Origin of the sequence: Streptomyces sp. NPDC092296 (genome assembly GCF_044755465.1) — a bacterium.
Taxonomy (GTDB): domain Bacteria; phylum Actinomycetota; class Actinomycetes; order Streptomycetales; family Streptomycetaceae; genus Peterkaempfera.
Map to the genome: position 1 here is coordinate 160,960 of NZ_JBIVRB010000010.1, position 25,222 is coordinate 186,181.

The 25,222-nt window shown below is 72.9% G+C and carries 19 protein-coding genes; 9 read left to right on the forward strand and 10 right to left on the reverse strand.

What is annotated here, in order from left to right; translation table 11 throughout:
- The first annotated feature begins 85 nt into the window (after window positions 1-85).
- The gene (locus tag ACIQGZ_RS21410) at window positions 86-2,770 is read left to right on the forward strand and encodes an FHA domain-containing protein (RefSeq protein WP_402603948.1); all 2,685 of its coding nucleotides are present in this window, start codon (window positions 86-88) and stop codon (window positions 2,768-2,770) included.
- A 114-nt stretch (window positions 2,771-2,884) separates the two neighbouring features.
- On the opposite strand, the gene ACIQGZ_RS21415 is transcribed toward ACIQGZ_RS21410, so the two are convergent.
- From ACIQGZ_RS21415 to ACIQGZ_RS21460, 10 genes are all read right to left on the reverse strand, one after another.
- Window positions 2,885-3,736, reverse strand: a complete 852-nt coding sequence (locus ACIQGZ_RS21415) for a fumarylacetoacetate hydrolase family protein (RefSeq protein ID WP_402603950.1) — start codon at window positions 3,734-3,736, stop codon at window positions 2,885-2,887.
- A 49-nt stretch (window positions 3,737-3,785) separates the two neighbouring features.
- Window positions 3,786-4,808: a hydroxyacid dehydrogenase gene (locus ACIQGZ_RS21420; protein WP_402603952.1), complete on the reverse strand. Its 1,023-nt coding sequence runs from the start codon at window positions 4,806-4,808 to the stop codon at window positions 3,786-3,788.
- A complete protein-coding gene (locus ACIQGZ_RS21425) occupies window positions 4,792-5,811 on the reverse strand; it encodes a dihydrodipicolinate synthase family protein (RefSeq protein ID WP_402604046.1) in 1,020 nt (339 codons plus the stop codon). The genes ACIQGZ_RS21420 and ACIQGZ_RS21425 overlap by 17 nt, the downstream gene beginning before the upstream one ends.
- Window positions 5,812-5,928: 117 nt before the next feature.
- Window positions 5,929-6,993: an NAD-dependent epimerase/dehydratase family protein gene (locus tag ACIQGZ_RS21430; RefSeq protein WP_402603954.1), complete on the reverse strand. Its 1,065-nt coding sequence runs from the start codon at window positions 6,991-6,993 to the stop codon at window positions 5,929-5,931.
- Window positions 6,994-6,996: 3 nt separating this feature from the next.
- Window positions 6,997-7,932 carry a carbohydrate ABC transporter permease gene (locus ACIQGZ_RS21435; RefSeq protein WP_402603956.1) on the reverse strand — a complete coding sequence of 312 codons (936 nt, stop codon included), beginning with the start codon at window positions 7,930-7,932 and terminating at the stop codon, window positions 6,997-6,999.
- 2 nt (window positions 7,933-7,934) lie between these two features.
- Window positions 7,935-8,843: a carbohydrate ABC transporter permease gene (locus tag ACIQGZ_RS21440; RefSeq protein WP_402603959.1), complete on the reverse strand. Its 909-nt coding sequence runs from the start codon at window positions 8,841-8,843 to the stop codon at window positions 7,935-7,937.
- A gap of 110 nt (window positions 8,844-8,953) precedes the next feature.
- Window positions 8,954-10,204 (reverse strand): extracellular solute-binding protein, encoded by a 1,251-nt coding sequence (locus ACIQGZ_RS21445; RefSeq protein WP_402603961.1) that lies wholly within the window; start codon window positions 10,202-10,204, stop codon window positions 8,954-8,956.
- 58 nt (window positions 10,205-10,262) lie between these two features.
- Window positions 10,263-11,567: a Gfo/Idh/MocA family protein gene (locus ACIQGZ_RS21450; RefSeq protein ID WP_402603963.1), complete on the reverse strand. Its 1,305-nt coding sequence runs from the start codon at window positions 11,565-11,567 to the stop codon at window positions 10,263-10,265.
- 148 nt (window positions 11,568-11,715) lie between these two features.
- On the reverse strand, window positions 11,716-13,893 hold the full coding sequence (locus ACIQGZ_RS21455; protein WP_402603966.1) for a peptidase C14: 2,178 nt from the start codon (window positions 13,891-13,893) through the stop codon (window positions 11,716-11,718).
- 347 nt (window positions 13,894-14,240) lie between these two features.
- Window positions 14,241-15,071, reverse strand: coding sequence for an IclR family transcriptional regulator (locus tag ACIQGZ_RS21460; protein WP_402603968.1), 831 nt, complete (start codon window positions 15,069-15,071; stop codon window positions 14,241-14,243).
- A gap of 197 nt (window positions 15,072-15,268) precedes the next feature.
- On the opposite strand from ACIQGZ_RS21460, the gene ACIQGZ_RS21465 reads away from it, so the two are divergent.
- The 8 genes from ACIQGZ_RS21465 (at window position 15,269) to ACIQGZ_RS21500 (ending at window position 25,199) form a co-directional block, all read left to right on the forward strand.
- Complete coding sequence (locus ACIQGZ_RS21465) at window positions 15,269-16,606, forward strand: aspartate aminotransferase family protein (RefSeq protein WP_402603970.1); 1,338 nt, start codon at window positions 15,269-15,271, stop codon at window positions 16,604-16,606.
- Window positions 16,606-17,793, forward strand: coding sequence for a mandelate racemase/muconate lactonizing enzyme family protein (locus ACIQGZ_RS21470; protein WP_402603972.1), 1,188 nt, complete (start codon window positions 16,606-16,608; stop codon window positions 17,791-17,793). Before ACIQGZ_RS21465 ends, ACIQGZ_RS21470 begins: the two co-directional genes overlap by 1 nt.
- A complete protein-coding gene (locus tag ACIQGZ_RS21475) occupies window positions 17,790-18,632 on the forward strand; it encodes an amidohydrolase family protein (RefSeq protein ID WP_402603975.1) in 843 nt (280 codons plus the stop codon). The genes ACIQGZ_RS21470 and ACIQGZ_RS21475 overlap by 4 nt, the downstream gene beginning before the upstream one ends.
- A gap of 25 nt (window positions 18,633-18,657) precedes the next feature.
- On the forward strand, window positions 18,658-19,479 hold the full coding sequence (locus tag ACIQGZ_RS21480) for an SDR family NAD(P)-dependent oxidoreductase (RefSeq protein WP_402603977.1): 822 nt from the start codon (window positions 18,658-18,660) through the stop codon (window positions 19,477-19,479).
- A gap of 51 nt (window positions 19,480-19,530) precedes the next feature.
- Entirely contained in the window at window positions 19,531-21,771 is a 2,241-nt protein-coding gene (locus ACIQGZ_RS21485; RefSeq protein WP_402603980.1) for a peptidase C14, read from the forward strand.
- A gap of 114 nt (window positions 21,772-21,885) precedes the next feature.
- Window positions 21,886-22,869: a GNAT family N-acetyltransferase gene (locus ACIQGZ_RS21490; protein ID WP_402603982.1), complete on the forward strand. Its 984-nt coding sequence runs from the start codon at window positions 21,886-21,888 to the stop codon at window positions 22,867-22,869.
- 499 nt (window positions 22,870-23,368) lie between these two features.
- Window positions 23,369-24,541 carry a GAF domain-containing sensor histidine kinase gene (locus ACIQGZ_RS21495; RefSeq protein WP_402603984.1) on the forward strand — a complete coding sequence of 391 codons (1,173 nt, stop codon included), beginning with the start codon at window positions 23,369-23,371 and terminating at the stop codon, window positions 24,539-24,541.
- A complete protein-coding gene (locus ACIQGZ_RS21500) occupies window positions 24,534-25,199 on the forward strand; it encodes a response regulator (protein ID WP_402603986.1) in 666 nt (221 codons plus the stop codon). Before ACIQGZ_RS21495 ends, ACIQGZ_RS21500 begins: the two co-directional genes overlap by 8 nt.
- Window positions 25,200-25,222: the final 23 nt, after the last annotated feature.

A 25,222-nucleotide genomic window follows, 5' to 3' on the forward strand; every position in this document is an offset into this window, starting at 1 on the left:
GAATGATTCCACCCGTCATACGCCATCCCCAGACTCCGCGCAGCGGGACAACTCGGGGGGACTACATGAGTGGGGCAGGCTGAAAGTGCCGCAACTCGTTCTTGAACACCTCGGACACAACCGGACATTGGAATCCGGCAGGACGTACGCGCTGGGACGTGACCCGCAGTCGGATCTGACCTTCGACGACTCCCGGGTCTCCTGGCGGCACGCCACCGTCTCCTTCGACGGGAGCGGTTGGTGGCTGGAGGACCTCGGCAGCACCAACGGCACCTTCGTCGCCGGGCAGCGGACCGCCAGGGCGCTGCTCGGCCCGGGGACCGTGGTGCATCTGGGGAACGCCGAGAACGGCCCCCGACTGGCCTGCGTCGCGGTGCCGGGCGCGGTCGGGGTGGGGGCGGCGGACTGGCACGACGCCAACACCAGCCTGCACGCCCCGCAGGACCCGTGGGGTGGCCCCGGCGCGCAGCCCTGGGGCCCGCCGCGGCAGACCGGCCCCGGGGCGCCGCAGGGCGCGGCCGCGTTCCAGGGCGGCGGCGCCCCGATACACGGCGGCACCCCGCCGCAGGGCGGCATCCCGGCCCAGGGCGGCGTGGCCCCGTACGGCGGTGTCCCCCCACAAGCCGGTGTCCCCCAACAAGCCGGCGTCCCGCAGCAGGGCGGTGCCCCCCAGCAGTCCGGTGGCCCGGCGGGCTGGGGGCAGTCGGGCGCGGTGCCCGGCGGTGTCACCCCGGTCTACGGCGACCGCAACCCCACCATGATCCGCAACCTGGCGCAGGGCATGCGCACCGTGCGGATCGGCCGTTCGCTCGACAACGACCTGGTCGTCTCCGACCTCGGCGTCTCCCGCCACCACGCCGAGCTGCGGCAGCTCGCGGACGGCCGGTACGAGATCGTCGACCTGGAGAGCCACAACGGCACCTATGTCAACGGCCAGCCCATCCAGCGGCACGTGATGGGCCCCGAGGACCTGCTCGGCGTCGGCCACTCCATCTTCCGGCTGGTCGGGGACCGGCTGGAGGAGTTCGTCGACGCGGGCGCGGTCTCCTTCTCCGCCCGCCACCTCACCGTCGAGGTCGAGCACAAGGGCGCCAAGAAGATCCTGCTCGACGATGTCTCCTTCGGCGTCCCCGAGCGGTCGCTGGTCGCCGTGATCGGCCCGTCCGGCTCCGGCAAGTCGACACTGCTGCGGGCCCTCACCGGCTACCGCCCGGCCGACCGGGGCGATGTGCTCTACGACGGCCGCAACCTCTACAAGCAGTTCGCCGAACTGCGCCAGCGCATTGGCCTGGTACCGCAGGACGACATCCTGCACAAGGAGCTGACGGTACGCACCGCGCTCAAGTACGCGGCCCGGCTGCGCTTCCCCGGTGACACCCAGGAGGCCGAGCGCGCGGCCCGGGTGGACGAGGTGCTGCATGAACTGCGGCTGGACAAGCGCGCCGAGAACCGGATCACCGCCCTCTCCGGCGGCCAGCGCAAGCGCGTCTCGGTGGCGCTCGAACTGCTCACCAAGCCGTCGCTGATCTTCCTGGACGAGCCGACCTCCGGCCTGGACCCGGGCATGGACCGCGAGGTCATGCAGATGCTGCGGGTGCTCGCCGACGACGGCCGCACCGTCCTGGTGGTCACCCACTCGGTGGCCGAACTGGCGCTCTGCGACCAGCTGCTGGTGATGGCACCGGGCGGCGCGGTGGCGTACTTCGGGCCGCCGGACGAGGCGCTGCACTTCTTCGGGTACGAGACCTGGGCGGACGTCTTCCAGGCGTTCGAGAACTACCCGGACCACGACTGGGCCGGCCGCTACCGGGGCTCGGTGCACTACCAGATGTACTCGGCCGACGTGGAGGCGGTGGCCCCGCAGTCCGCGCCGATCTCCGAGTACCAGTCACGGCCGCAGAAGCCGCAGAGCTGGGGCTCCCAGCTGGCCACCCTGACCCGCCGCTATCTCTCGGTGATCGCCGCCGACCGGGGCTTCCTGGTGCTCTGCGCGCTGCTGCCGGTGGTGATGGGCGCGGTGAGCCTGGCCATCCCGGACAAGTTCGGCCTGCTGCCGGCCAATCCGCCGATGAAGAACGGCCAGCCGCAGTTCAACACCGACGCCGCCATCGTGCTGCTGATCGTCGCGGTCGGCACCGTCTTCACCGGCGCGGCCAACGCGGTCCGCGAACTGGTCAAGGAGCGGGTCATCTACGAGCGGGAGCGGGCCACCGGGCTCTCCCGGTCCGCGTATGTGATGTCGAAGATCCTCACCCTGGGAGCGCTCACCGCCCTTCAGAGCGTCGTGGTCGCCCTGATCGGCATCGGCACTAGGGAACTGCCCTCCGACGGCCTGGTGATCAGCGGCAACCCGCTGCTGGAGATGACGATCGCCGTGGTGCTGCTCGGCCTCACCAGCATGATGATCGGCCTGGTGATCTCCGCCCTGGTGAAGACCTCCGAGAAGACCATGCCGCTGCTGGTCCTGGTGGCCATCGTCAATGTGGTCTTCTGCGGCGCGCTCTTCCCGCTCTTCGGCTCGCCGGGCCTGGAGCAGCTGGCCTGGCTGACCCCGGCCCGCTGGGCGGTCTCCGCGCTGGGCGCCTCGGTCAGCCTGGGCGCCATCTCACCGCCGCCGGACGGCAAGGACGGCACCGACCCGCTCTGGGACCACGACCTGTCCACCTGGACCACCGCCGGCTCCGTGCTGATCCTCATCGGCCTGGTCTGCGCCTTCGCCGTCGTCCGGCTGCTGCGCCGTCATGAGCCCGAGGTCATGCGCAAGCGCTGACCCGCGCCGCACTGCCGTACGCCGCACTGCCGTACGCCGCACTGACCCGGGCCGCACTGCCCCGGGCCCGCAGCAGGGCCCGGGGCAGCGGCTTCGGCCGGTCGCGGCCGGGGGTCAGGCCGCCGCGCAGCGGGAGCGGTGGGCGCCCAGGCCGTCGATCTCCAGTTCCATCACATCGCCCGGGGCCAGGTACGGGAAGCGGCCGGAGAGGGCGACGCCCTCCGGCGTACCCGTGTTGAGGATGTCGCCGGGCTCCAGCACGAGGTACTGGGAGAGGTGCCGGATCAGCTCCGCCACGCCGAAGATCATGTCTGCGGTGGAGGAGTCCTGGCGCGGCTCCCCGTTGACCCGGGAGCGCAGCCGCAGCGCCTGCGGGTCGGGGATCTCGTCGGCGGTGACCAGCCAGGGGCCCAGCGGGTTGAAGGTCTCGCAGCTCTTGCCCTTGGACCACTGGCCGCCGGACTCCTCCAACTGGAACGCCCGCTCGGAGACGTCATTGCTGACGGCGTAGCCGGCGACATAGGCGAGCGGGTCCTCCTCGGGGGTGAGGTAGCGGGCCCGGCGGCCGATCACCACGGCCAGCTCCACCTCCCAGTCGGTCCGCTCGGCGCCGCGCGGGATCAGCACCTCGTCCTGCGGCCCGACCACCGTGTTGGGACCCTTGTAGAAGAGGATCGGCCGGGTGGGCGGCTCGCTGCCGGACTCGGCCGCGTGCGCGGCGTAGTTCTGGCCGATGCACAGCACCGCGCCCGGCCGGGCCACCGGTGCGCCCAGCCGCAGACCGGTGATGTCGGTCTCGGGCAGCACCCCGGCGGCGGCCGCCGCCCGGACCCGGTCCGGACCGTCGCCGCCCAGGAAGGCGCCGTCGATGTCCGCCGTCAGGCCGGAGAGGTCGAAGTGGCGGCCGTCGGCGGTGCCCAGGACGGGCCGTTCGCTGCCGGGGGCGCCGACACGCATGAGACGCATGGGGTTCCTCAGGGGTATGTCGGATGGTCAGAGGATCGATGTGGGGGCGCTACTCGACGCGGGCGAGCGCATCGCGGTCCACCGTATGGTGCAGCGGCTCACCACGGACGTAGCGCCCGATCTCGGCGACGGTGCTGTCACCCAGCGCGTAGCGGCACTGCACCGTGGCAGCGGCCTGATGCGGCGTCAGCAGCACGTTGGGCAGGGCGCGCAGCGGATGGCCGACCGGCAGCGGCTCACTGTCGTAGACGTCCAAGGCGGCGTCGATGCGCCCGGTGCGCAGCTCCGCCAGCAGCGCGGCCTCGTCCACCAGCCAGGAGCGGGCGGTGTTGACCAGCCCGGCGCCGTCCGGCAGCAGCGCCAGCTCCCGGGCGCCCAGCAGATGCCGGGTCTCCGGCAGCGCCGGGGCGTGCACCGCGACGATCCGGCTGCCGCGCAGCAGCTCGTCCAGCCCGCAGCGGCGCACGCCCAGCCGGGCGGCCTCCGCCTCGTCCAGGTACGGGTCGTACACCGCGACCTCGGCGCCGAGCGCGCGGGCCAGCGCCAGATAGGCGCGGCCGGTGCGGGAGGCGCCGATCACGCCGACCGGGCAGCCCAGGATCTCGTGCCGACGGGGTGCCGTACCGGCCTGCTCCCACTCCTGGCCGCCGCGCAGCGCATGGTCGAAGCGATGCACCTGGTGCAGCAGGGCCAGGGTGAAGGTGAGGGCGACCTCGGCGACCGAGCGGGCCATCGCCGCGCCGGCCTGGGTGACCGCCACCCCCCGGTCCAGCACCTCGGCGGTGACATAGGGGCTCACCGCGCCGCCGGTGTGCGCGACCAGCCGCAGCCCGGGGGCGGCGGCGAGCGCGGTGGCGTCCAGCCGTGCGGCGCCCCAGGCGGTCACCAGCACCTCGGCGCCGCCGCCCAGCGCGCCGGTGAGCGCGGCGCGGTCGGTGTTGTCGTCCAGCACCGTGAGGTCGCCCAGTGCGGCCAGCCGCTGCCAGGCGTCGGTGGTGAAGAACTGCTGCCGCAGGCCCGGCGGGACGGCCACCACGATCCCGGGGCGGCGGGCCTCAGCGGAGCCAGTCATCGAGGTGCTCCGCCACGAACGCGTCATCGGTCAGCCATGGGTAGGCGGCGGCGACCCGGTCGATCTCGGCGGCCTGGCCCGGCGACAGCCGCTCGTCGGGGTTGAGGCACCAGGTGCCTGCCAGCAGCCCCTGGCGGTGCAGCACCTGATGGACACCGGCGATGCAGCCCCGGAAGGCGCCGCGTACGTCGAACACCGCCGCGTTGGCCTCGCTCAGCTGCGGGGCGCGGCGCAGCAGGTCGGTGGTGAGGGCGTGGTCGCCGGCTCGGGCGTCGCGGACCTCCGCCAGCAGTGAGACGGCGGCGCGGGTCCAGACCGCCCACTGGCCGAGCAGACCGCCGGCGAACCAGCGCAGCCCGGCGCCGGTCCGGTAGGGCGTCAGCAGGTCCTGGAGGATGGCGTCGTCGTTGCCGGTGTACAGCGCGACCTCGTCGGCGCGGTCGGCCCCGGCGACGGCCGCGATGACCTCGGCGGTGCGGTACCGGTCGAACGGCGCTGCCTTGACCGCGACCACCGAGGGGATGTCGGTGAAGGCCCGCCAGAACGCGGGGGAGAGGTACCGGCCGCCGACCGCCTCCTGGAGGTAGAAGCCGATGACCGGCAGCACCTCCCCGACGGCTCGGGCCCGGTCCAGCAGCCCGGCCTCGTCGGCGCCGGGCACCGCCGGGCTGAGCAGCACCGCGTCATAGCCGAGCTCGGCGGCCAGCTCCGCCTCCGCGACGGCCTGGGCGGTGTATCCGCAGGCCCCGGCGATCCGGACGACCGGCCGGCCGGCCTCCTGCTCGATCACCTCGGAGGCCAGCTCGAGGACCGGCCGGAGCAGGCCGATCTGCGGCTCGCGGATCTCGAACTGGGTGGTGTGCACGGCGACCGCGACCCCCCCGGCGCCTGCGGCCAGGTAGTAGCGGGTCAGTGCCCGCTGGCGGCGTTCGTCCAGCCGCCGGTCGGCGTCCAACGCCAGCGGGTGCGCCGGGACGACCGTACCGGCGGCGAGGAGGTCCAGCGGGGCCGTGGTCGTGGTGGCCGTGCCGGTGGAGGGGGCGGGGGTGGAGGTGGCGGGCGTGGTCGTGGTGGGGCTGGTCGTGGTGGGGCTGGTCGTGGTGGGGTGGGGCACGGTGGATCAGAACCTTCCGTCGCGGACCTGGAACTTGGTGGGCTTGCCGGACAGTGGCAGTCCGCGTCGGATCCACTCGGCCTGCCAGCCGACCAGGGTCCGCAGGGCGATCGGCGGATAGCCGAACAGCGCGTGGCAGCGCCCGGCGTCGGACAGCAGCGCGGTGCCCGACTCGGTGCCGTCGAACAGCGCCGGCCGGTCGAACTCGGCTGCGAACAGCTCGGCCAGCCGCCGGACCGAGGCGGTCTCCGGGCCGGTGAGGTTGAGCACGAAGGGCTCCGGCGAGGCATGCAGCAGCGACCGCAGCGCGACCTCGTTCGCATAGCCCTGCCAGACCACATTGGCGTGGCCGGTGGCCAGGTCCACCGGGTCGCCGCCGTGCACGGCGGCGGCGATGTCGGCCAGTACGCCGTAGCGCAGGTCCACCGCGTAGTTGAGCCGGATCAGTGCGACCGGGGTGCCGTACTCCGCCGCGTGGAAGCCGAACACCCGCTCCCGGCCGAGGCAGGACATGGCGTACTCACCGACCGGGCCGACCGGGTCCTGCTCGGTGCTGGCCGCCGCGTCGGTGCGGACCAGCGGGTAGACGTTGCCGGTGGAGAAGGCCGCGATCCGGACGCCCCGATAGCGGCGGGCGATCCGGTCCGGCAGCGCCGCGTTGACCGCCCAGGCGTGCGCCGGGTGGCCGGCCGAGCCGAACTTGGCGCCGACCATGAAGACCACCTGCCCGGCGTCGGGCAGCTCGGCCGGGTCGCCGGACAGCAGGTCGAAGGCGACCGGGGTGATCCCCTCGGCGGCCAGCGCATCCGCCTGGGCGCGGTCGGACCAGCGCGAGACGGCGTGCACGGCGAGGTCGCCGCGCCCGGCGGCGTCCAGCGCCCGGCGGGCCAGCCGGCAGAGGCTGGGGCCCATCTTGCCGCCGGCGCCGAGCACCACCAGGTCACCGTCGAGTCGGGCCAGGTCTGCGACCAGCGCGGCCGAGGGGGTGGCGAGGAGTTCCTCCAACTGCTTCTCGTCGGCGGGGAACGCGGCGGACGGGGTGGCGAGCGGAGTGGGTGGAGCGGAGTGCATGTGTCATCCCTTGACTGCGGAGCCGGTGACGCCCTCGGTGAAGTACCGCTGCCCCACCAGATAGGCGGAGAAGATCGGTACGAAGGCGATCACCGAGCCGGCGAGGACCTGGTTGAGCGGGACCTGCTGCTGCTGGAGCGATGCGATGCCGACGGTCAGCGTGCGCATGTCGGTGCTCTGACCGATGATCAGCGGCCATAGGAAGTCGTTCCAGTGCCAGAGGAAGACGAACGTCCCCAGGGTGGCCAGGATCGGCTTGAGCAGCGGCAGCACGACGCGGACGAAGATCTGGAGTTCGCTGCACCCGTCCAGCCGGGCGGCCTCGAAGATCTCGTCGGGCAGTCCGAGGATGAACTGCCGCATCAGGAAGACCGCCTGTGCGTTGGCGAGGGTGGGCAGGATCAGCCCCCAGTAGCTGTCCACCCCGCCGAGCTTGGCGATCAGGATGAAGGTCGGGATCATCGTCACGTGGTACGGGACCATGACCATGGACAGGAACGACCAGAACATGGTCTCCCGCCCGGGGAAGCGCTTCTTGGCGAAGGCGTAGCCGGCCAGCGAGGCGAGCACCAGCACGCCGACCACCGAGACCAGCGAGTACACCAGGGTGTTGAGCAGCCAGCGCGGCACGTCCTGGGAGCCGAGCACATCGCCGTACGCGCCGCCGGACAGCGGCCAGGGCAGCAGGCTGCCGGGCAGGCTCACCGCGCCGCTGGGCTTCAGCGACAGCACGACCATCGCGTAGAAGGGGAAGATCGTCACCAGCGAGGCGACGGTCAGCAGCACCCCCCGGGCGATCCGGCCGCCCCGCGAAGGGCGCAGCGAGCCCGGCAGGGTGTCCTGCTCGGCGGCGCGGCGGCGTCTGCGCTCGGTGGCTGCCGAGCTCGGCGGTGCCGGGGCGGCCTCGGGTGCGGCGGGGGCCGCGGTGGTCGGTGCCATGGTCACTTCTCCTTCCCGATGACCGCCCGCTGCACGATCGCGACGACGACGGTGATGACGAACAGGACGCAGCCGATGGCGCTGGCGTAGCCCAGGTCGAAGTACTTGAAGCCGGCGTCGTAGAGCTGGAAGACGAGGCTGTAGCTGGCGTTGGCCGGGCCGCCGCCGGTCATCATGTAGACGGCGTCGAAGACCTGGAAGCTGTTGGTGGTCTCGATGACCGCCAGGAAGAAGAAGGCGGGCCGCAACCGGGGTGCGACGATGTACCAGAACCGCTTGACCGGCCCGGCGCCGTCCATCAGCGCCGCCTCCTCCAGCTCGCGCGGCACCTCCTGGAGCTGCGCCAGCAGGATGAGCATCCCGTAGCCGCAGCGCGACCAGACCCCGACCACCGCCAGTGCCGGCAGCACCAGCGCGGAGTCGCTGAGCCAGGACTGGTCGGGCAGGTGCAGGAAGCCCATCACCGCCGACCAGGGGCCGTCGCTGGAGAAGATCCAGATGAAGACGGTGGAGGCGAGCACCAGGCTGGTGACCACCGGCAGGAAGAACACCGAGCGGAAGAGCTTGGAGCCCCGGAAGGCCCGCCGGGTGAGCAGCGCCAGGCCGAGCGAGGCGCCCACCGTCAGCGGGACGGCCAGCACCGTGTAGAGGACGGTGACCTTCAGCGAGGACCAGAACAGCGGGTCGTGGACCAGCCGCCGGAAGTTCTCCAGCCCGGTGAAGTGGGTGCTCTCGCCCAGGGTGTAGTCGGTGAAGCCCAGCAGCAGCCCCGCGATGCCCGGACCGAACCGGAAGACCAGGAAGAGCACCAGGCAGGGCAGCACGAACAGCAGGCCGATCCGGGCCTCCCGCCGGGCGTGGGGCCCGCGGCGGACCTTCTGCGGGCGGGGGTGTTCCGCGACTGCGGCCACGGGACCTCCTTCGAGGGGGAGTGCAGGGATTGCAGGGGGTGCGGGGGAGTACGCGGGGGTGGGTCCGGCCCGTGCGGCGCCAGGGGCGCGGCCGCACGGGCCGGACGGCGTCAGCGCTTGCGGGAGATCAGCTGGTCGGCGGCCTTGGCGGCGTCGTCAAGTGCCTGCTGCGGGCTCTTCTTGCCCAGCAGCGCGGCCTGGATCTCCGGGGCGAGCACGCCCATCACATCGCGGGACGCCTTGTTGAGCGGGCCCACCTGGGTGCTGTCCAGCGCCTTGGCGGTGGCCTGCTGCATGGCGTCCCCGGGGTAGAGGTCGTCCGCGTCGGTGCGGGTCGGGAAGTAGCCGCCGGGCTTCTGCAGGCCCTCGGTGTTCTTCGGCTGCGCCACGTACGCGATCCACTTGCCGGCGGCGTTCTTGTCGGCGCCCTTGAACATGGCCAGGGTGCCGACGGTGCCGTACGCGGCCTGGGTCGTGCCGGTCAGCGCCGGCTGGACGATGATGTTGTCCTTGCCCCAGAAGGGCTCCACTTCGGCCGCGCTGTTCTGCCAGGTGCAGGCGACCTTGTTCTTGGCGAGGTCGGTCTGCTCGATCTTCGGAGTGGTGGTGACCAGGTCCTTGGGGGTCCAGCCCTTGTCCACGAAGGTCTTCAGCCAGCTCAGCGCCTTGACCCCGGCGTCGCTGTTGAAGGCGGCGGTCTTGCCGTCGGGGGCGAAGACATCGCCGCCGGCCTGCCAGAGCAGCGGGTAGAAGGTCATGTTGAGGGTGGCGGTGGTGTCGCCGCTGTAGCTGGTGGCGTAGTAGCCCTTGGCCTTGAGCTTGGGCGCCAGTGCGGTCAGCTCGTCCCAGCTGGTGGGGTAGCTGGTCTCGCCGATGGCGTCGAAGACCTTCTTGTCGCAGAGCAGCGGGAAGGCCGACATCAGCACCGGGGTGGCGAGCGGCTTGCCGTCGACGGTGACGGCCTTGAGCGCGGACGGCCGCAGGGCCTGGGTGTCGGCGGCCGGCAGGTAGTCGGCGGCCGGGATCAGGTTCTTCTGGTAGGCGGCGAGCTGGTCGGGGATCAGATACGCCACGTCCGGGCCCTTGCCGCCGGCCAGCGCGGTGGCCAGTGCGGTGTCGCGGTTGGCCCACGGGTAGGTGGAGACCTTGACCTTGATGCCCGGGTTGGCGGCCTCGAAGCCCTTGACCAGGCCGTCCCAGTACGCCTGGTTGGCCTTCTCGTCGGCGATGACGGGGTAGACCCAGGTGGTGACGGTGTCCTTCCCGCTCGCGCTGCTGCTGGAGTCGCTGCCGCAGGCGGCGAGGGAGACGGCGGCCAGGCCGGCGGCGGCGGCCGCGGCGGCGGTTCTGCTGGCTCTCATGGTGCGGGTGCTCCTCGGTGTCACGGTGTGAGGGTGGGGGGAGAGGTCTGGGGGTGGGTCAGCGCGCGGGCACGGTCTCGACCGTGCCGTGGTGTCGGGAGCGCTCGGCGGCGAAGGCCGCCAGGTGGCTGCCGAGGGACTCGGCGGGGCCGGAGCGGATGTGCGAGCGGTCGCCGGTGGCGAGCGCGGTGACGAACGACTCGACCAGGGCCGTGTCGCCGCCGCCGTGTCCGTCGGCGGCGTTGGAGCCGCTGGCGCCGATCTCGTGCACGGTCACGGTGTCGTGCCGGAAGTCGTGGACGGTGACCCGCTCGCCGTCGCCGCGCAGCCAGCCGTGGCTGCCGAAGATCCGGGTCTGGCGGTGGGTCTGCTCGGTGAAGGCGCTCATGGTGAAGGTCGCGGTGGCGCCGCCGGACAGCCGCATGGCGACGACCTGGTTGTCCACCACGTCGTTGTCGCTGCGGTAGACGCAGCGGCCGTACGGGCCGGTGCGCAGCGCCTCGGTGAGGACGGCCCGGTCGGCGGGGCCGTGGGCCCGGTCGGTGACATGGCTGATCGGCCAGGCCCCGCCGGTGCGGCGCAGTGCGGGGTAGTAGAGCTTGGGGGCCGAGTAGGGGCACTCGGGCTCGGCCGGGCAGGTCAGGCAGTTGTCGGTGGAGCCGGGCGGGGCGTTCTCCGGGCGGAAGTGGCTCAGGCCGCCGAAGCTCGCCACGGTCTCGATCCGCTGCCCGGTGACATAGGCGATCCAGTCCAGGTCGTGGCTGGACTTGGCCAGGATCATCGGGGCGGACTCGTCCTCGCGCCGCCAGGGTCCGCGTACATAGCTGTGTGCGTAGTGCCACCAGCCGACCGGCTCCAGGTGGTCCAGGCCGGTGAGCCGGCCGAGCACGCCGCTGGCGATCACCGACCGCACCAGGTCGGTGTAGGGGGTGTAGCGCAGCACATGGCAGACCGCGAACGGGACCCCGGCTGCCTCGACGCCCGCCACGATGGTCCGGCACTCGTCCTCGGTGGGGGCGAGCGGCTTCTCCGTCATGATGGCGTATCCGGCGCGGGCCAGCGCCAGCACCGGCTCGACGTGGTCGCGGTCCTGGGTGGCGACGATCACCCCGTCGGCGAGGGGGCCGCCCGCCGCCTCGGTGGCGGCCAGCAGCGAGCGCCAGCCGTCGTACCCGGTGTCGGCTCGGGCGCGGTCCCGGGCGCGCGGGTCCGGGTCGGCGACGGCGGTCAGCCGGGCCCGCTCGGGGTGCGCGTGGATCCAGTCCCCGTAGGTGAGGCCGCGGTTGCCCGCGCCGACCAGGGCGATCCTGACGGGCCGGCCCTCGATCGGGGCGGTGGGGTGGGTGGGGGGTGTGTCAGCCACGGTGCAGTCCACGGGTCGCGGGGGAGGGGTCTGGCGGGTGCCGGGTCGGGGCGTGCGGGGGCGGGGTATGCGCGGTCGGGTGTGCGCGGTCAGGGCGCGGGGCCCGGCCCCGGCGGGCGTTGGGGTGCCGCCGGGGCCGGGCGGCCGCTCAGAGCAGCAGGTTGCCGTCGCGGTGGCGGACGCGCTTGCTCTCCGTGGGCATCGAGGTGCGGGTGGTGCCCTCCTCGACGCAGCCGCTGTGCAGCAGATGGCTGCTGCCGGTGAAGGCGGCGGGCCGTAGTTCCAGTCGGCCGCCCCGGAAGGAACTGCCGCCGGCCCGGTAGCGGTTGGGGCCACCGGTGATCAGCAGGTGTGCGGTCTCGGCGTCGGCGGCCTCGGAGCCGTACCCGTCCAGCTCCCAGCTGACGGTGCGGCTGCCGCCGGTGCGGGTGAGCAGCGCGGCGGTGCTGTTGGTGCCGGTGAGCCGGGCACCGCCGTCTATCCGCAGCCGCTGGTCCTTGGCCGCGTCCAGGGCCAGGCCGGTGTTGCGCAGCACGCCGCCGTGCACGGTGGTGTCGGCGTGCGTCAGGGTGCAGGGGGCGGCGGTGGCCGAGGCGCCGTTGAGGGTGCAGCGGTCCAGGACCAGGGTGCCGCTGCCCTTGAACGCGGCGCCGTCCAGCCCGTTGAGCACGACCCGCTCCAGGTGCAGGTCCGCGCTGACCTCGGCGGAGGTGATCACCGATCCCTTGTCCTGGTTGAAGGTGGAGTCGGTGATGACGTTGGCGCGCTGGGAGCGACTGGAGGACTGGGTGATCACCAGCGGTCCGGAGGAGGTGCAGCCGCGCAGCTGGACCCCGTCGGCGTTCACCCAGATCATCCCGGAGCCGGCCTGGGCGTTACCGATGACCTGCATATCCTCCAGGGTGAGATCGGTGATCTTCACCCGGGCGACGAACCAGGAGCAGATGTGCTTGCGGACGGTGATCCGTTTGGCCGCCGAGCCCCAGGCCGCGCCGGAGTTGGCGAAGGTCATCAGACCGGAGTTGCCGGTGTAGACGAGGTCGTGCTCGAACTGGCCGTGGGTGACGAACGGCCCCTGGTCGTCGCCGTCGCCGTGGCAGTTGGTGACATAGCCGTAGGCGGAGGCCGTCCAGTCGTTGAGGTGCCGGGAATTGGCGACGTGGCAGTCCTCGACGTGTCCGTACAGGCAGTAGATCTGCTGGGTGAGGTAGCCGGCGCCGCCCCAGGTGACCGAGGCGGGGTTCTTCAACTGGCACTGATAGGTGTGGAAGTAGGTGCACCAGCGGCGCATCACCACCGGCCAGAAGGTGCCGGTGGCGTCGATCCCGGAGACATCGCAGGAGACGGCGTACTCGTAGGCGAGAGGGTGCGAGCCGGTGTAGGTGTCGCCGTCGGCCACGCCTTCGAAGACCATGTTCCGGACATGGGCGCGCTGGACGGGCTCGACCCTGGTCCAGGTGAAGGTGCGGCCCTTGGCCAGGTCCCAGCCGATCTTGTAGTTGACCCGGATGTGCGTGGCGTCGACCAGTTGGGTGACCTGGACGAGCTTCTGCACCTCCTTCTCGTACTGCCCGGTGCCGCTGACCGCGTCGATCTCCACCGTCCACCACTGGCCGACCTTGAAGGCAGCGGAGTCGGGGACCTCGAAGATGTCCGCCAGATCCGGCATCGGCGCGGAGAGCGAGGACTTCACCACGGTCTTGGTGACCTCGCCGCGGAAGTAGAGCACGGCGCCGAACGGATTGTCGTACGAGTTGTCCTCGATCCCGGTGGTGCTGACCCGGTGGCCGCCGAAGTCGAGTTCGATCTCCGAGCGGGAGAAGGTGTGCCGCTTGGTGAACAGCAGGTCGGTGTGGGCCTCGATGCGGTGGATCGCGGGGTCACCGACCATCGCGTCCAGCGCGGCATCGGCGGGCGCCGAGTCGTCGAAGTGGCCGAAGCGGCGGAAGTCGCCGACGCCTTCGTGCAGCTGGAGCCAGCGGCCCCGGGCGGCGGCCTTGGCCGGCGCCAGCACGGTGCCGCCGTTGTGCGCGGCGGTGGAGCGGTCGTCCCAGCGGACGGCCATGCCGCCGCCGTCACCGGGCGTGCGGTACCCGGCAAGTACGGCGAGTTCGCCGGAGCGCAGCGAGGCGGGCTTCAGTGCCCGCAGCGCCGCGACGGAGTCCACGATGCGCGGGCCGGAGCCCGAGCCCGCAGCGGATGCCGTGGCGGGGGTGGCCGGGCTGGCGGACGCGACGGAGGTGCCCGCCGCGGTGGCGGCGACCAGCAGGCCGCCGATACCGCCGGCGCGGAGCAGGGCACGTCTGGCGGTGCCGGCTGTGCTCATGGCCGGCCCGGCCGGGTCCGTGGAGGCGGAAGGGGTCGCAGGGGAGTGGGGGGGAACGCTCACGGGGATGCCTCAGCCTTCGGTTGGGCTGGTGAGGAGGGTTCCCGCGGCGACCGCCGGTGTACGGGGGGAGGGGCCCGCCCGTACAGGTGGCTGCGGCACCGGGTGCCGCAGCTGCGGATGGCATGTGGTGCGGCCTGACGAGGCAGCACGCCCGAGGGCAGGGACGGCTGCGGACCGCTACGAGTGGTCGCGGACCGCTCGTGGTGCCAGGAAGCTATGTCGTCGCCACCCAGGTGGTCAAGACCTGTCCGGAGTGAACCGCTGAGCGCGCGCCGTGTCGTGGCTCACGTGCGCTCTGGTTCCGACCCGCCGGGGTGGCCGAGGCTGACACTGATCCGCTGGGCGGCGTCCCGCACTTGGCGCCCCAGCTCCTGGAAGCGCCAGCCCGGCAGGTCGAGCTTGAGGCCGGTGATGCTGATGGCGCCCGCAACCCGGCCGCGGTGGTCGAGCAGCGGGCTGCCGATGCAGAAGATGCCCTCGGCGTCCTCCTCGTCGTCCAGCGCGTAGCCGGAGGCGCGGACGTCCCGCAGGTGGGCGAAGAGGGTGTCCTCGTCGGTGATGGTGCGCGAGGTGCGGCGCGGCAGCCCGGTGCGGTGGACCAGGGCGCGGCCCTCCTCCTCGGGCATCGCCGCCAGCAGCGCCTTGCCCAGCCCCGAGCAGTGCGGCAGCTCCCGGGTGCCCATCCGCAGATCGAGCCGGGAGCCGTGCTCCAGGTCGACCTGGTCGATGACCACGGCGTGGCCGGCCTCGGGCACGGCCACCCGGGAGGCCAGGCCGGTGGCGCGGCTCAGCTCGCGCAGCACCGGGCGGGCGACCTCCCGCAGCGAGACCTGGACCTGGGCCCGGTCGCCGAGCCGAGCCAGTGACATGCCCAGCCGGTAGCGCCGGCTCATGCCCTCGCCGTCGTCGGCGACCAGCCCGAAACTTCGCAGTGTCTGGAGCAGTCCGAAGGCGGCGCTCTTGGAGATTCCGCAGGTCTGGCTGATCTCGGTGACGCTCAGCCCGCCGCCGGGTCCGACGGTGGCCAGCGCCTCCAGCACCTCGGCGGCCCTGGCCACCGTCCTGACCCAGTACTTCTGCTCGCCGGAGTCTGCTCCGCCCTCACTGTTTCGCATAGCCGAACAGGGTAGCGGCGAATGGGCCTTGACGGGGACTGAATCCGAACTCTAGTATCGCGACTGTTCTGCTCTGCGGAACAGCGTTCTGGAAATGAAAGACCTGCGACGACCTACCGGGCGGATGGCGCCCCGCGGTCCGCGACCGGGCAGGGTCGCGGACCGGCAAGGACAGCAATCGACGCAAGGAGCACCGCATGACGCTCGCCGAGCGCGCCCGCCGGGTCATCCCGGGAGGCGTCAACAGCGGCCAGCGCAGCATCCCCGGACTCACCGATCTGGTGATCGCCCGTACCCAGGGGGCGCGCTTCTGGGACTCCGAGGGCCGGGAGTTCACCGACTACCACGCCGCCTTCGGTCCACCACTGCTCGGCCACAACGACCCCGACGTGGCCGCCGCCGTCACCACGGCCGGCGCCACCCTGGGCCTGGCCGGCGTCGCCGTCACCGAGGGCGAGGTGGCGCTGGCCGAACAGCTGGTCGAGCTGCTGCCCTCGGTGGAGAAGGTCCTGCTCACCAGCACCGGCAGCGAGGCCACCTTCCACGCGCTGCGGGTCGCCCGGGTCGCCACCGGCCGCCGTCTGGTCGTCAAGTTCCAGGGCTGCTACCACGGCTGGCACGACTCCGTCAGCCTCAACGTCATCTCCAGCCCGGACCGGCTGGGCCGCCCGGACCCGACCTCCACCGGCATCCTCCCCGAGGTGCTGGCCGCCACCCTGGTACTGCGGTTCAACGACCCCGAGGCCGTCCGGCAGGCCTTCGCCGAGCACGGCCAGGACATCGCCGCCGTCATCGTGGAGCCCATCCCGCACAACGTGGGCGCGCTGCTGCCCACCGACGAGTTCCTGCGCACCCTGCGCGAGGAGTGCACCCGGGCCGGCAGCGTCCTGGTCTTCGACGAGGTCATCACCGGCTTCCGCCACGCGCTCGGCGGCTACCAGTCCCTCTGCGGCGTCACCCCCGACCTGACCACCATGGGCAAGGCCATCGCCAACGGCGCCCCGGTCGGCGCCCTCGGCGGCCGCGCCGACCTGATGGACCTGTTCAGCACCCGGCCCGGCGGCCCCGCCTTCTTCGCCGGCACCTACAACGGCCACCCCAACGTCGTCGCCGCCGCGCTCGCCACGCTGCGCAAGCTGCGCGAGGAACCGGTCCACGAACACACCTTCCGACTCGGTGAGCGGGCCCGCACCGAACTGGCCGCCATGTACGCCGGGCTCGGCGTGCCCGCCGTGGTCACCGGCTATGGCTCGGTCTTCGTCAGCTACTTCATGGCCGGACCAGCCCCGCGCTCGTATGACGACCTGCTCGCCAACGACGCCGCCCGGTTCATCGGCTACCGCCGCAACCTGGTCGAGCACGGCATCTTCGAACTGCCGCTCAACCTCAAGCGCAGCCATGTCTCCTACGCGCACACCGACGCCGACATCGACCGCCTGGTCGAGGCCAGCGAGGCGGCCATCCGCAAGACCCTCGCCGAGGGCGGCGCCGCCGACCTGGCCCACACCTCCACCATGGGCGGAGCGACCCACTGATGCTGACCGTCAACACCAGCCGCCCGGCCGGACCCGCCGGAAGGATCACCCGGGTCGAGACCCTGGTCCTGGGCACCGCCTGGCGGGACTTCGGCTACGTCCGCATCCACACCGACGAGGGCCTGAGCGGCGTCGGCGAGATCACCCACCCGTACCGGGTGCGGGAGACCTGCGAGCTGGCCGAGGCGATGGGCCGCCGCCACCTGATCGGCGCCGACCCGTTCGACGTCGAGGAGCTGTGGCTCCGGATGTACCAGGGCGACTTCCTGCGCGGCGGCGACATCGGCGGCATCGTCGTCTCCGGTGTCGACCAGGCGCTGTACGACCTGATGGGCAAGGCCCTGGACGTCCCCGCCTACCGGCTCACCGGCGGCGCCACCCGGGACCGGGTCCGGGTCTACGCCAACGGCTGGTACACCGGCGAGCGCGACCCCGAGACCTTCGCCGCCAAGGCCCGGGAGACCGTCGCCAAGGGCTACACCGCGCTGAAGTTCGACCCCTTCGGCGCCGGGCTGCACCACCTGGAGAAGGCCGAGCTGCGCCGCTCGGTGGCGCTGGTGGCCGCCGTCCGCGAAGCCGTCGGCCCGGACATCGACCTCTTCGTGGAGGGCCACGCCCGGTTCGCGATGGGCACCGCCCGCCGCCTGGTCCACGAGCTGGCGCCCTTCGACCTCGGCTGGTTCGAGGAACCGCTGCCGTGGACGCACATCGAGCGCTACGCCGAGCTGCGGCAGATCGCGCCGTTCCCCATCTCCGGCGGCGAGCACTTCCACAACCGCTACGAGTACAAGCAACTCTTCGCCGGCAACGCGGTCGACATCGTGCAGCCAGACCTCTCCATGGTCGGCGGCTTCACCGAGATCCGGAAGATCGCCGCTCAGGCGGACGCCCACGGCATGACCGTCGCCCCGCACAACTCCAACTCCCCGCTGTGCACCACCGCCTCGGTGCACGCCGTGCTCGGGATCACCAACTTCCAGATCCTGGAGACCTTCGACGGCCTGCTGGAGCCCTACGTCTTCGAGGCCGTCAAGGGCGCCCTGCCGGTGGTCGACGGCCACATCGGCCTGCCGACCGGCCCCGGCCTGGGCATCGAGCTGGTGGACGAGGTCTTCGCGGCCAATCCGCCCAGCCACCGGTTCTGGAACATGTTCGCCCCCGGCTGGGAGAAGCGGAACCGCACATGATCGTCGACGTCCACTCCCATCTCTTCCGGCACAGCCACGACTTCGACGCCACCTTCCGCAGCGAGTCGGCCCGCGCCCACGCGGGCGAGGTCGACCTGACCGTCCGCTGGGAGGACTACGACTCCACCGCACCGGCCGGCACCCGCACCGTCGTGGTCGGCGGCAAGGCCCGGCGCAGCGGCCTCTGGGTGGACGACGCCGCAGTGGCCGGGTACGTCGCCCAGCACCCCGACCGGCTGATCGGCTACCTGTCGATCGACCCGACCCAGGACGGCTGGCAGGACGAGCTGCGCCACGGCCACCAGGAGCTGGGGCTGCGCGGCATCAAACTGATGCCGATGTACGCAGGCTTCAACCCGGCCGACCCGGCCTTCGAGCCGCTGTACGCCTACGCCGAGCAGCACGGCCTGCCGCTGCTGGTGCACACCGGGACGACCTTTGTCTCACAGGCACCGCTGGAGTACGCGATGCCCCGGCACCTGGACTGGGTCGCCATGCGCCACCCCGGACTGCGGATGGTGCTGGCCCACCTCAGCCACCCCTTCGAGGGCGAGTGCATCGCGGTGATCCGCAAGCACCGCCATGTCTACGCCGACATCAGCGCACTGCACTACCGGCCCTTCCAACTCTGGCACAGCCTGCGACTGGTCCAGGACTACGGCGTCTGGGACAAGCTGCTGTTCGGCAGCGACTTCCCGTTCACCACCGTGGACGACTCCATCGCCGGGCTGCGCCGGATCGCCGCCATCCCCGGCATCCCCGGCCTGGACCCGCTGGACCGGGACGCCGTGGAAGCGCTGATCCACCGCCCCTCGCTGGACCTGCTCGGCCTGTCCTGACGCCGCACCCCCGGGAGACCCGCACGTGAACCCGTTCAACCTGACCGGCCGCACCGCCCTGGTGACCGGCGCCGCCCGCGGCCTCGGCCGGGCCTTCGCCACCGCCCTCGCCGGGGCCGGCGCCGACCTAGTGCTGGTCGACCTGCCCGACGCGGACGGCCTGGCGCAGACCGCCGCCGAGGTCGCGGAGCTGGGCCGGACCGCGCGGGTGTACGGCCAGGACCTGGCCAGGACCGAGGAACTGCACGCCCTCGCCGACCGGATACGGGCCGAGGCCGGGCCACTGCACATCCTGGTCAACAACGCCGGCACGGCCGCCCTGGAGCGGTTCAACGAGATCACCCCGGCCAGCTGGCAGCGCGTCATGCGGGTCAACCTGGACGCGGTGTTCTTCCTCACCCAGCGGGTCGCCGAGCACATGGTGGCCGATGGGGTGGCCGGCCGCATCGTCAACATCACCTCCAAGAACGCCCTGGTAGCCGAGGCCGGGCTGGCCCACTACAACGCCTCCAAGGCCGCCGTGGACCTGCTCACCCAGAGCCTCGCCGTCGAGCTGGCCCCACACGGCATCACCGTCAACAGCCTGGCCCCCGGCATGGTCGCCACCCCGATCGACGGGGAGTTCCCCTTCGACCGGGAGGCGTTCGAGGCGGCGTACCGCGCGCGCATCCCGCTCGGCCGATACGCCGAGCCGCAGGAGTGCACCGGCGCCCTGCTGCTGCTCGCCTCCGACGCCGGCAGCTATCTGACCGGCAGCCGGATCGTGGTGGACGGCGGCGTGCTCGCCGACCAGATGCCGCGCACCCGCTTCATGCCGCCGTACCGCACCACCCTCCCCCACCACTGAGGGCCCCGCCGCGAGCGGGCGCCCCGACCGAGAAGGCCGGGTCCATCCGCGATGAGATCCACCGGCAACACCTTCACTCCTGCCCCCGCCACTCCCGAGACCTCACGCCGCCGACTGCTGCATGCCGGCGGCCTGGGCGCCGCGCTGGTCGCCGCGACCACCCTCGGCGCCCCGACCGCAGCCCACGCCACCACCCGGCAGCCCGGCCCGGGGCACCCCGACCCCGCCCCGCACGATGGCGCCGTACGCTCGCTCGACACCGTCACCGACCTGCTGCGCCTGCCCGCCGCCAAGCTCACCGACGGCGAGGTCGCCCTGGTGGCCGGCTACCGCACCCCCGGCGACGGCGGCGGGTCGGTGCTGCGCTATGACGCCCGATCCACCGCCGCGCCCAACGGCGGCACCGTGCTGCGCCCCGCCGACCGACCCGCCCGGGGCCGCTGGCGCCAACTGCACGACGGCACCCTGGACTTCCGCCGCTTCGGCCTCTTCGACGCCACCACACCCGCCGACGACGCCCTGGACGCGATGGTCAACGACCCGGCCGTGCACCGGATCGAGGCCCACAGCGACCTGCTGTTCCGCCGCCGCCACACCTTCGGCCGCTCTCGGCTGGAGATCGACTTCGGCGGCCACACCGTGCACACCGGCGGCATCGCCCGCAACAGCCACGACAATCCGTTCGGCGCCGTGCTGTACTTCCGCGGCGAACCGACCAGCGACACCGTCCGCCACACCCTCCCCGAGAAGGTCATCGAACTCACCGACGCCTTCCCGGTGCCGAACTCCGCCGCCTTCAAGGTCGGCCAGTGGTGGGCGGTGCAGAGCGACTCCGTCGCGGGCGGCGGCAGCGACGAGCGCGAGCTGCAGAAGCTGGTCGAGGTCACCGAGATCATCGACCGCACCCACATCCGGGTGGACTACCTCAACGGCTGGGAGCTGGCCGCCGGACGCACCCTCAGCTGGACCAGGGTCCGACCGGTCGAGCGCGTCCACGTCCGCAACCTGGTCTTCCTCGGGGCCGGCCAGGACACCGGCGCGGTGGACGACGAGTACACCGGCTCCCACCCGGTCGCCTATGAGTACGCGGTGGACTGCGATGTCTCCGGTATCCACGCCACCGGCACCTTCTGGCCGGTGATCATGCGCCGCTGGTGTACCCGCTACCGCACCGAGCAGTGCTCGCTGAAGAACCCGCCGACCGTCTTCTACGGCGGCGCGGGCTATCTCACCCAGCAGATCTACTGCCTGTACGGCCATGTCGCCGACTGCACCACCAGCAATGTCCGCCACCTCAACGACCTCACCGCCTGCGCCTACTGCCGGGTCGTCAACTGCCACGGCGACGGCGACGACGAGGGCGGCAACCCCTTCACCACTCACGGCCAGTACGAGCACGACCTGCTCTTCGAGGGCAATTCCGGCCTGATGGACATCGCCAACTCCGGCGCCCAGTGGGGCATCTCGGCCAAGCGGATCACCGTCCGCGACCATGTCTGCTCCTGGTTCACCGCTAACACCAAGATCACCGATCTGACGCTGGAGAACGTCCGCGTCATCGCCCGGCCCACCTTTGACACCGAGGGCACCCTCACCGTCAACGCCGACGGCGCCCAGCTGCGCGGCTGCGCCGCATCCTTCTTCGCCATAGCCCAGCGCTCCGCCCGCTCCACCCGGCCCACCACCGTCACCGACTGCGTCTTCGACCTGCCCAAGGACGGCGTCCTGGTGCAGACCCCGGTCACCGCGCCGGTGCACTTCGTCCGCTGCACCTTCACCGGACTGGACGGCACCGTGCTGCGCGGTTCCGGACCGGTGCACTTCACCGACTGCACCCTCACCGGCAGCCCGCAGGCGGCACCGATATCGGTCGGCGCCTCCGAGATCCGGATCGACGGCGGCACCCTCGCCGACACCGGACTCGCCCTCAGCGCCGTCCGCGACCAGCGGATCAGCATCGGCGGCGGCGCCCGACTCACCGGCGGCAACGCCGACCGGGCACTGCTCTCCCGAGCCGAGGGCGCCGCCGGCACCACGGTCACCTGGGACCTGGCCGACCTGCGCAGCACCGCCGCCGACCCGGACACCGCGCATCTGCGGATCGACACCGGCACCAACCGGTACGCGGCGGTGGGCGCCCACTTCACCGGCGGGCGGCTGGCGCTGGCCCCGGGCGGCTTCGGCGGCCGCTCCGCCCTGCTGCACACCGCCTGCACCGAGGACGGCGTCTCCCGCGCCGGACTGCCCGCCGAGGGCGACCGCATCCGCACCGGCGGCAACCTGCTGCTCTGACCCGCCACCCCTCGACCGCCCCGGGCCGGGGCCGCCCACCCCCGTCGCCCCGGCCCGGGGCACCCACCCGTACCTCCCAGTAGCACCCCGTACCTCCCCGAAAGGCCGCCGCGCATGGAGTACCGCACCGCCGTCCCGGCGGACGAACCGGCCCTGCAAGCCCTGTGGGCCGCCGCCTTCGACGCCCCCCAGGTCCCCGAGCTGTGGGGCCGCGACGCCGGGCGGCACCGGCGGACCTTCGTCGCCGCCGAGGACGGCCGGGTGGTCTCGGTCGTCCACTACCTGCCCAGGCCGATCCGCTCGGCGGCGGGCACCGTCGACCGGGTCGGCTGCGTGGGCAGCGTCGCCACGCTGCCCGAGGCCCGGGGCCGGGGGCACGTCCGGCACCTGCTGGCGGCCGCGGTGCGCACCATGGCCGAGGACGGCTGCGGCTGGTCGCTGCTGTTCACCGGCACCCCGCGGGTCTACGAGACCTCCGGCTGGTCGGTCTTCCCGCTCCCGGCCTGGACCGGCCCACTGGCCGTTCCCGCCCAAGCCGTTCCCGCTCAGGCCGGCCCCACGCAGGCCGACTCTCCACCGGCCGCCCTCGGTGTCCGCCCGGCCCGGCCCGGCGACCTGCCCGCGCTGCGGGCCCTGCGGGCCGCATACGACCGGGACCGGCCGCTGACCACCGTCCGCAGCGAGGAGGACTGGCGGTACCGGATACCCGCCTGGTACGCCGCACCGGCCGAGACCCTGGTCGCGACGGGCCCGGCCGAGGAGCCGGCCGGCTTCGCCGTCAGCCGCCCCGGCGCCGATGCGCAGGAGGTCGAGGTGGTCGAGATCGCCCTCGCAGCGGACGCACCGGACCGGACCGCCACCCTCCGGGCCCTGCTCGGTGCCGTCGCCGCCCGCAGTGCCGCCCGGGGGCGGACCAGGGCGGTGGCCAGACTCCCGCACACCCCCGAGGTCGTCGCGGCCCTGCCCGCGCTGCTGGCCGACCCCCACCCGCTCACCGTCCGCACCGGCATGGCCCGCCCGATCCACACCACCCCCGCCGCCCTGCGCGCCACCCTCACCGCCCCCGGGGCCGCCCACTGGTACGGCGACTCGTTCTGACCCGCCCGACCCGACCCGACCCGCCCGACCCGCCCGACCTGACCCGCCCGACCTGACCGGTATGGGCACCCGACCTGAGCTGACCGGCCTGACCGGCCCGATCTGACCGGCCTGAGCTGACCGGCCTGACCCGCCTGAGCTGACCGGCCTGAGCTGACCGGCCTGACCGGTATGGGCCGCCCGACCTGACCCGCCCGCCTGACCGACCTGACCGACCTGACCGGCCTGACCCGCCTGACCGGCCCGGCCTGACCGACCTGCCCGGCCTGACCTGACCCGCCCGACCTGACCGGCATGGCCGCCTGACCTGACCTGACCGACCGGACCGACCTGACCGGCCCGATCTGACCCGCCCGGCCGCCTACCGGCCCGCCCCGCCGACGGGCCTCCCCGATCGGCCGACCCCTCCCACCTGGGCCGCAGTACCTAGGACCCCGGTCCCGGGTCGGCCGCCCGGGAGGCCGATGCCGGGCAGCCGGCCCGGCGGTACGGTGACGGCATGCCCACACCACCGCCCGCCGACCCCCGGGAGCCCGCGCCCGCCGATCCGTCGCTGGCCGGGATCGAGGCGGTCAGCGGCGCCGTCCTGGCGATGAGCCGCCACCTGGAGGTCGGCGAGGTGCTGCGGCGGATCACCGCCTCCGCCCGCACCCTGCTGGACGCCGAGTACGCCGCGCTGGGCGTGCCCGACGACCACGGCGGCTTCGCCCAGTTCGTGGTGGACGGCGTGAGCGAGGAACAGTGGCGGGCCATCGGCCCGCTGCCCCGCCAGCACGGCGTGCTCGCCGCCCTGCTGGCCGAGGCGGTCCCCAGCCGGATGGCCGATGTGCGCCGCGACCCCCGCTTCGAGGGCTGGCCCGCCGCGCACCCCGAACTGTCCGACTTCCTCGGCGTGCCCATCACGGACGGCGACGAGACCATCGGTGCGATCTTCCTGGCCAACAAGCGCGACTCGGCCGGCTTCACCGACCACGACGAGGAGCTCGTCCGCATCCTGGCCGCGCATGCCGCCATCGCGCTGACCAACGCCCGGCTGTACGAGCGCAGCCGGGAGCTGACCCTGGCCGGTGAGCGCGCCCGGATCGCGCACGAGCTGCACGACGCCGTGTCCCAGAAGCTGTTCTCGCTGCGGCTCACCGCCCAGGCCGCCGCCGCACTGCTGGACCGCGACCCGGCGCGGGCCCGCCGTGAGCTGGCCGAGGTCTCCCGGCTGGCCGCCGAGGCCGCCGACGAACTACGCGCCGTCGTGGTCGAGCTGCGCCCCGCCGCACTGGAGGAGGACGGCCTGGTCGCCACCCTCGCCTCGCAGGTGGAGGTGCTCAACCGCGCCCACAGCGCCCGGGTCACCTTCACCGCCTGCTGCGTACGGGCGCTGCCGCCCGCCCAGGAGGAGGCGCTGCTGCGCGTGGCCCAGGAGGCGCTGCACAACGCCCTGCGCCATGCGCGGGCCGAGTCGGTCGCGGTCGAACTGCGCGGCACCTGCCCCCGGGGCGCCCTGCTGCGGGTGGCGGACGACGGCTGCGGCTTCGACCCGCACACGGTACGCCGGGCCGGCCGCCACCTGGGCCTGGTCTCGATGCGCGACCGCGCCGCCCGGACGGGCGCGACCCTGACCGTGGAGTCGGCCCCCGGCAAGGGGACCACAGTGGAGATGGAGGTCCCCGGTGGCTGACCCAGGCACCGCCCGCCCGCGCATCCGGGTCCTGCTGGTCGACGACCACCAGGTCGTCCGCCGGGGCCTGCGCACCTTTCTGGAGGTGCAGGACGACATCGAGGTGGTGGGCGAGGCGGCGGACGGCGCCGAGGGCGTCGCCCGTACCGAGGAGCTGGCACCCGATGTGGTGCTGATGGACGTCAAGATGCCCGGCACCGACGGCATCGAGGCGCTGCGGACGCTGCGCGAGCGCGGCTGCGCCGCCCGGGTGCTGATCGTCACCAGCTTCACCGAGCACCGCACCGTGGTGCCCGCGCTGCGGGCGGGTGCCGCCGGGTACGTGTACAAGGACGTCGACCCGGACGCGCTGGCCGGCGCGATCCGGGCCGTGCACGCCGGGCACGTCCTGCTCCAGCCGGAGCTGGCCGAGGCGCTGCTCGCCGAGGAGGGGCCGCGCCCGCCGCAGGGGCGTGGCGGCACCCTGACCGAGCGGGAGCAGGAGGTGCTGGGCCATATCGCCGACGGCAGGTCCAACCGGGAGATCGCCCGAGCGCTCCACCTGTCGGAGAAGACGGTGAAGACCCATGTCTCCAACATCCTGATGAAGCTGGACCTGGCCGACCGCACCCAGGCCGCCCTGTGGGCGGTCCGCAACGGGGCGGCGCCCCGGGCCTGACTGCGGGTGCCGGTGCCGGTGCC

Excerpts from the sequence above, each read along its gene's own strand:
- ACIQGZ_RS21415 (WP_402603950.1), bottom strand. The coding sequence starts at position 3,736 with ATGCGTCTCATGCGTGTCGGCGCCCCCGGCAGCGAACGGCCCGTCCTG.
- ACIQGZ_RS21420 (WP_402603952.1), bottom strand. The coding sequence starts at position 4,808 with ATGACTGGCTCCGCTGAGGCCCGCCGCCCCGGGATCGTGGTGGCCGTC.
- ACIQGZ_RS21430 (WP_402603954.1), bottom strand. The coding sequence starts at position 6,993 with ATGCACTCCGCTCCACCCACTCCGCTCGCCACCCCGTCCGCCGCGTTC.
- ACIQGZ_RS21435 (WP_402603956.1), bottom strand. The coding sequence starts at position 7,932 with ATGGCACCGACCACCGCGGCCCCCGCCGCACCCGAGGCCGCCCCGGCA.
- ACIQGZ_RS21445 (WP_402603961.1), bottom strand. The coding sequence starts at position 10,204 with ATGAGAGCCAGCAGAACCGCCGCCGCGGCCGCCGCCGCCGGCCTGGCC.
- ACIQGZ_RS21455 (WP_402603966.1), bottom strand. The coding sequence starts at position 13,893 with ATGAGCACAGCCGGCACCGCCAGACGTGCCCTGCTCCGCGCCGGCGGT.
- ACIQGZ_RS21460 (WP_402603968.1), bottom strand. The coding sequence starts at position 15,071 with ATGCGAAACAGTGAGGGCGGAGCAGACTCCGGCGAGCAGAAGTACTGG.
- ACIQGZ_RS21465 (WP_402603970.1), top strand. The coding sequence starts at position 15,269 with ATGACGCTCGCCGAGCGCGCCCGCCGGGTCATCCCGGGAGGCGTCAAC.
- ACIQGZ_RS21470 (WP_402603972.1), top strand. The coding sequence starts at position 16,606 with ATGCTGACCGTCAACACCAGCCGCCCGGCCGGACCCGCCGGAAGGATC.
- ACIQGZ_RS21475 (WP_402603975.1), top strand. The coding sequence starts at position 17,790 with ATGATCGTCGACGTCCACTCCCATCTCTTCCGGCACAGCCACGACTTC.
- ACIQGZ_RS21485 (WP_402603980.1), top strand. The coding sequence starts at position 19,531 with ATGAGATCCACCGGCAACACCTTCACTCCTGCCCCCGCCACTCCCGAG.
- ACIQGZ_RS21490 (WP_402603982.1), top strand. The coding sequence starts at position 21,886 with ATGGAGTACCGCACCGCCGTCCCGGCGGACGAACCGGCCCTGCAAGCC.
- ACIQGZ_RS21495 (WP_402603984.1), top strand. The coding sequence starts at position 23,369 with ATGCCCACACCACCGCCCGCCGACCCCCGGGAGCCCGCGCCCGCCGAT.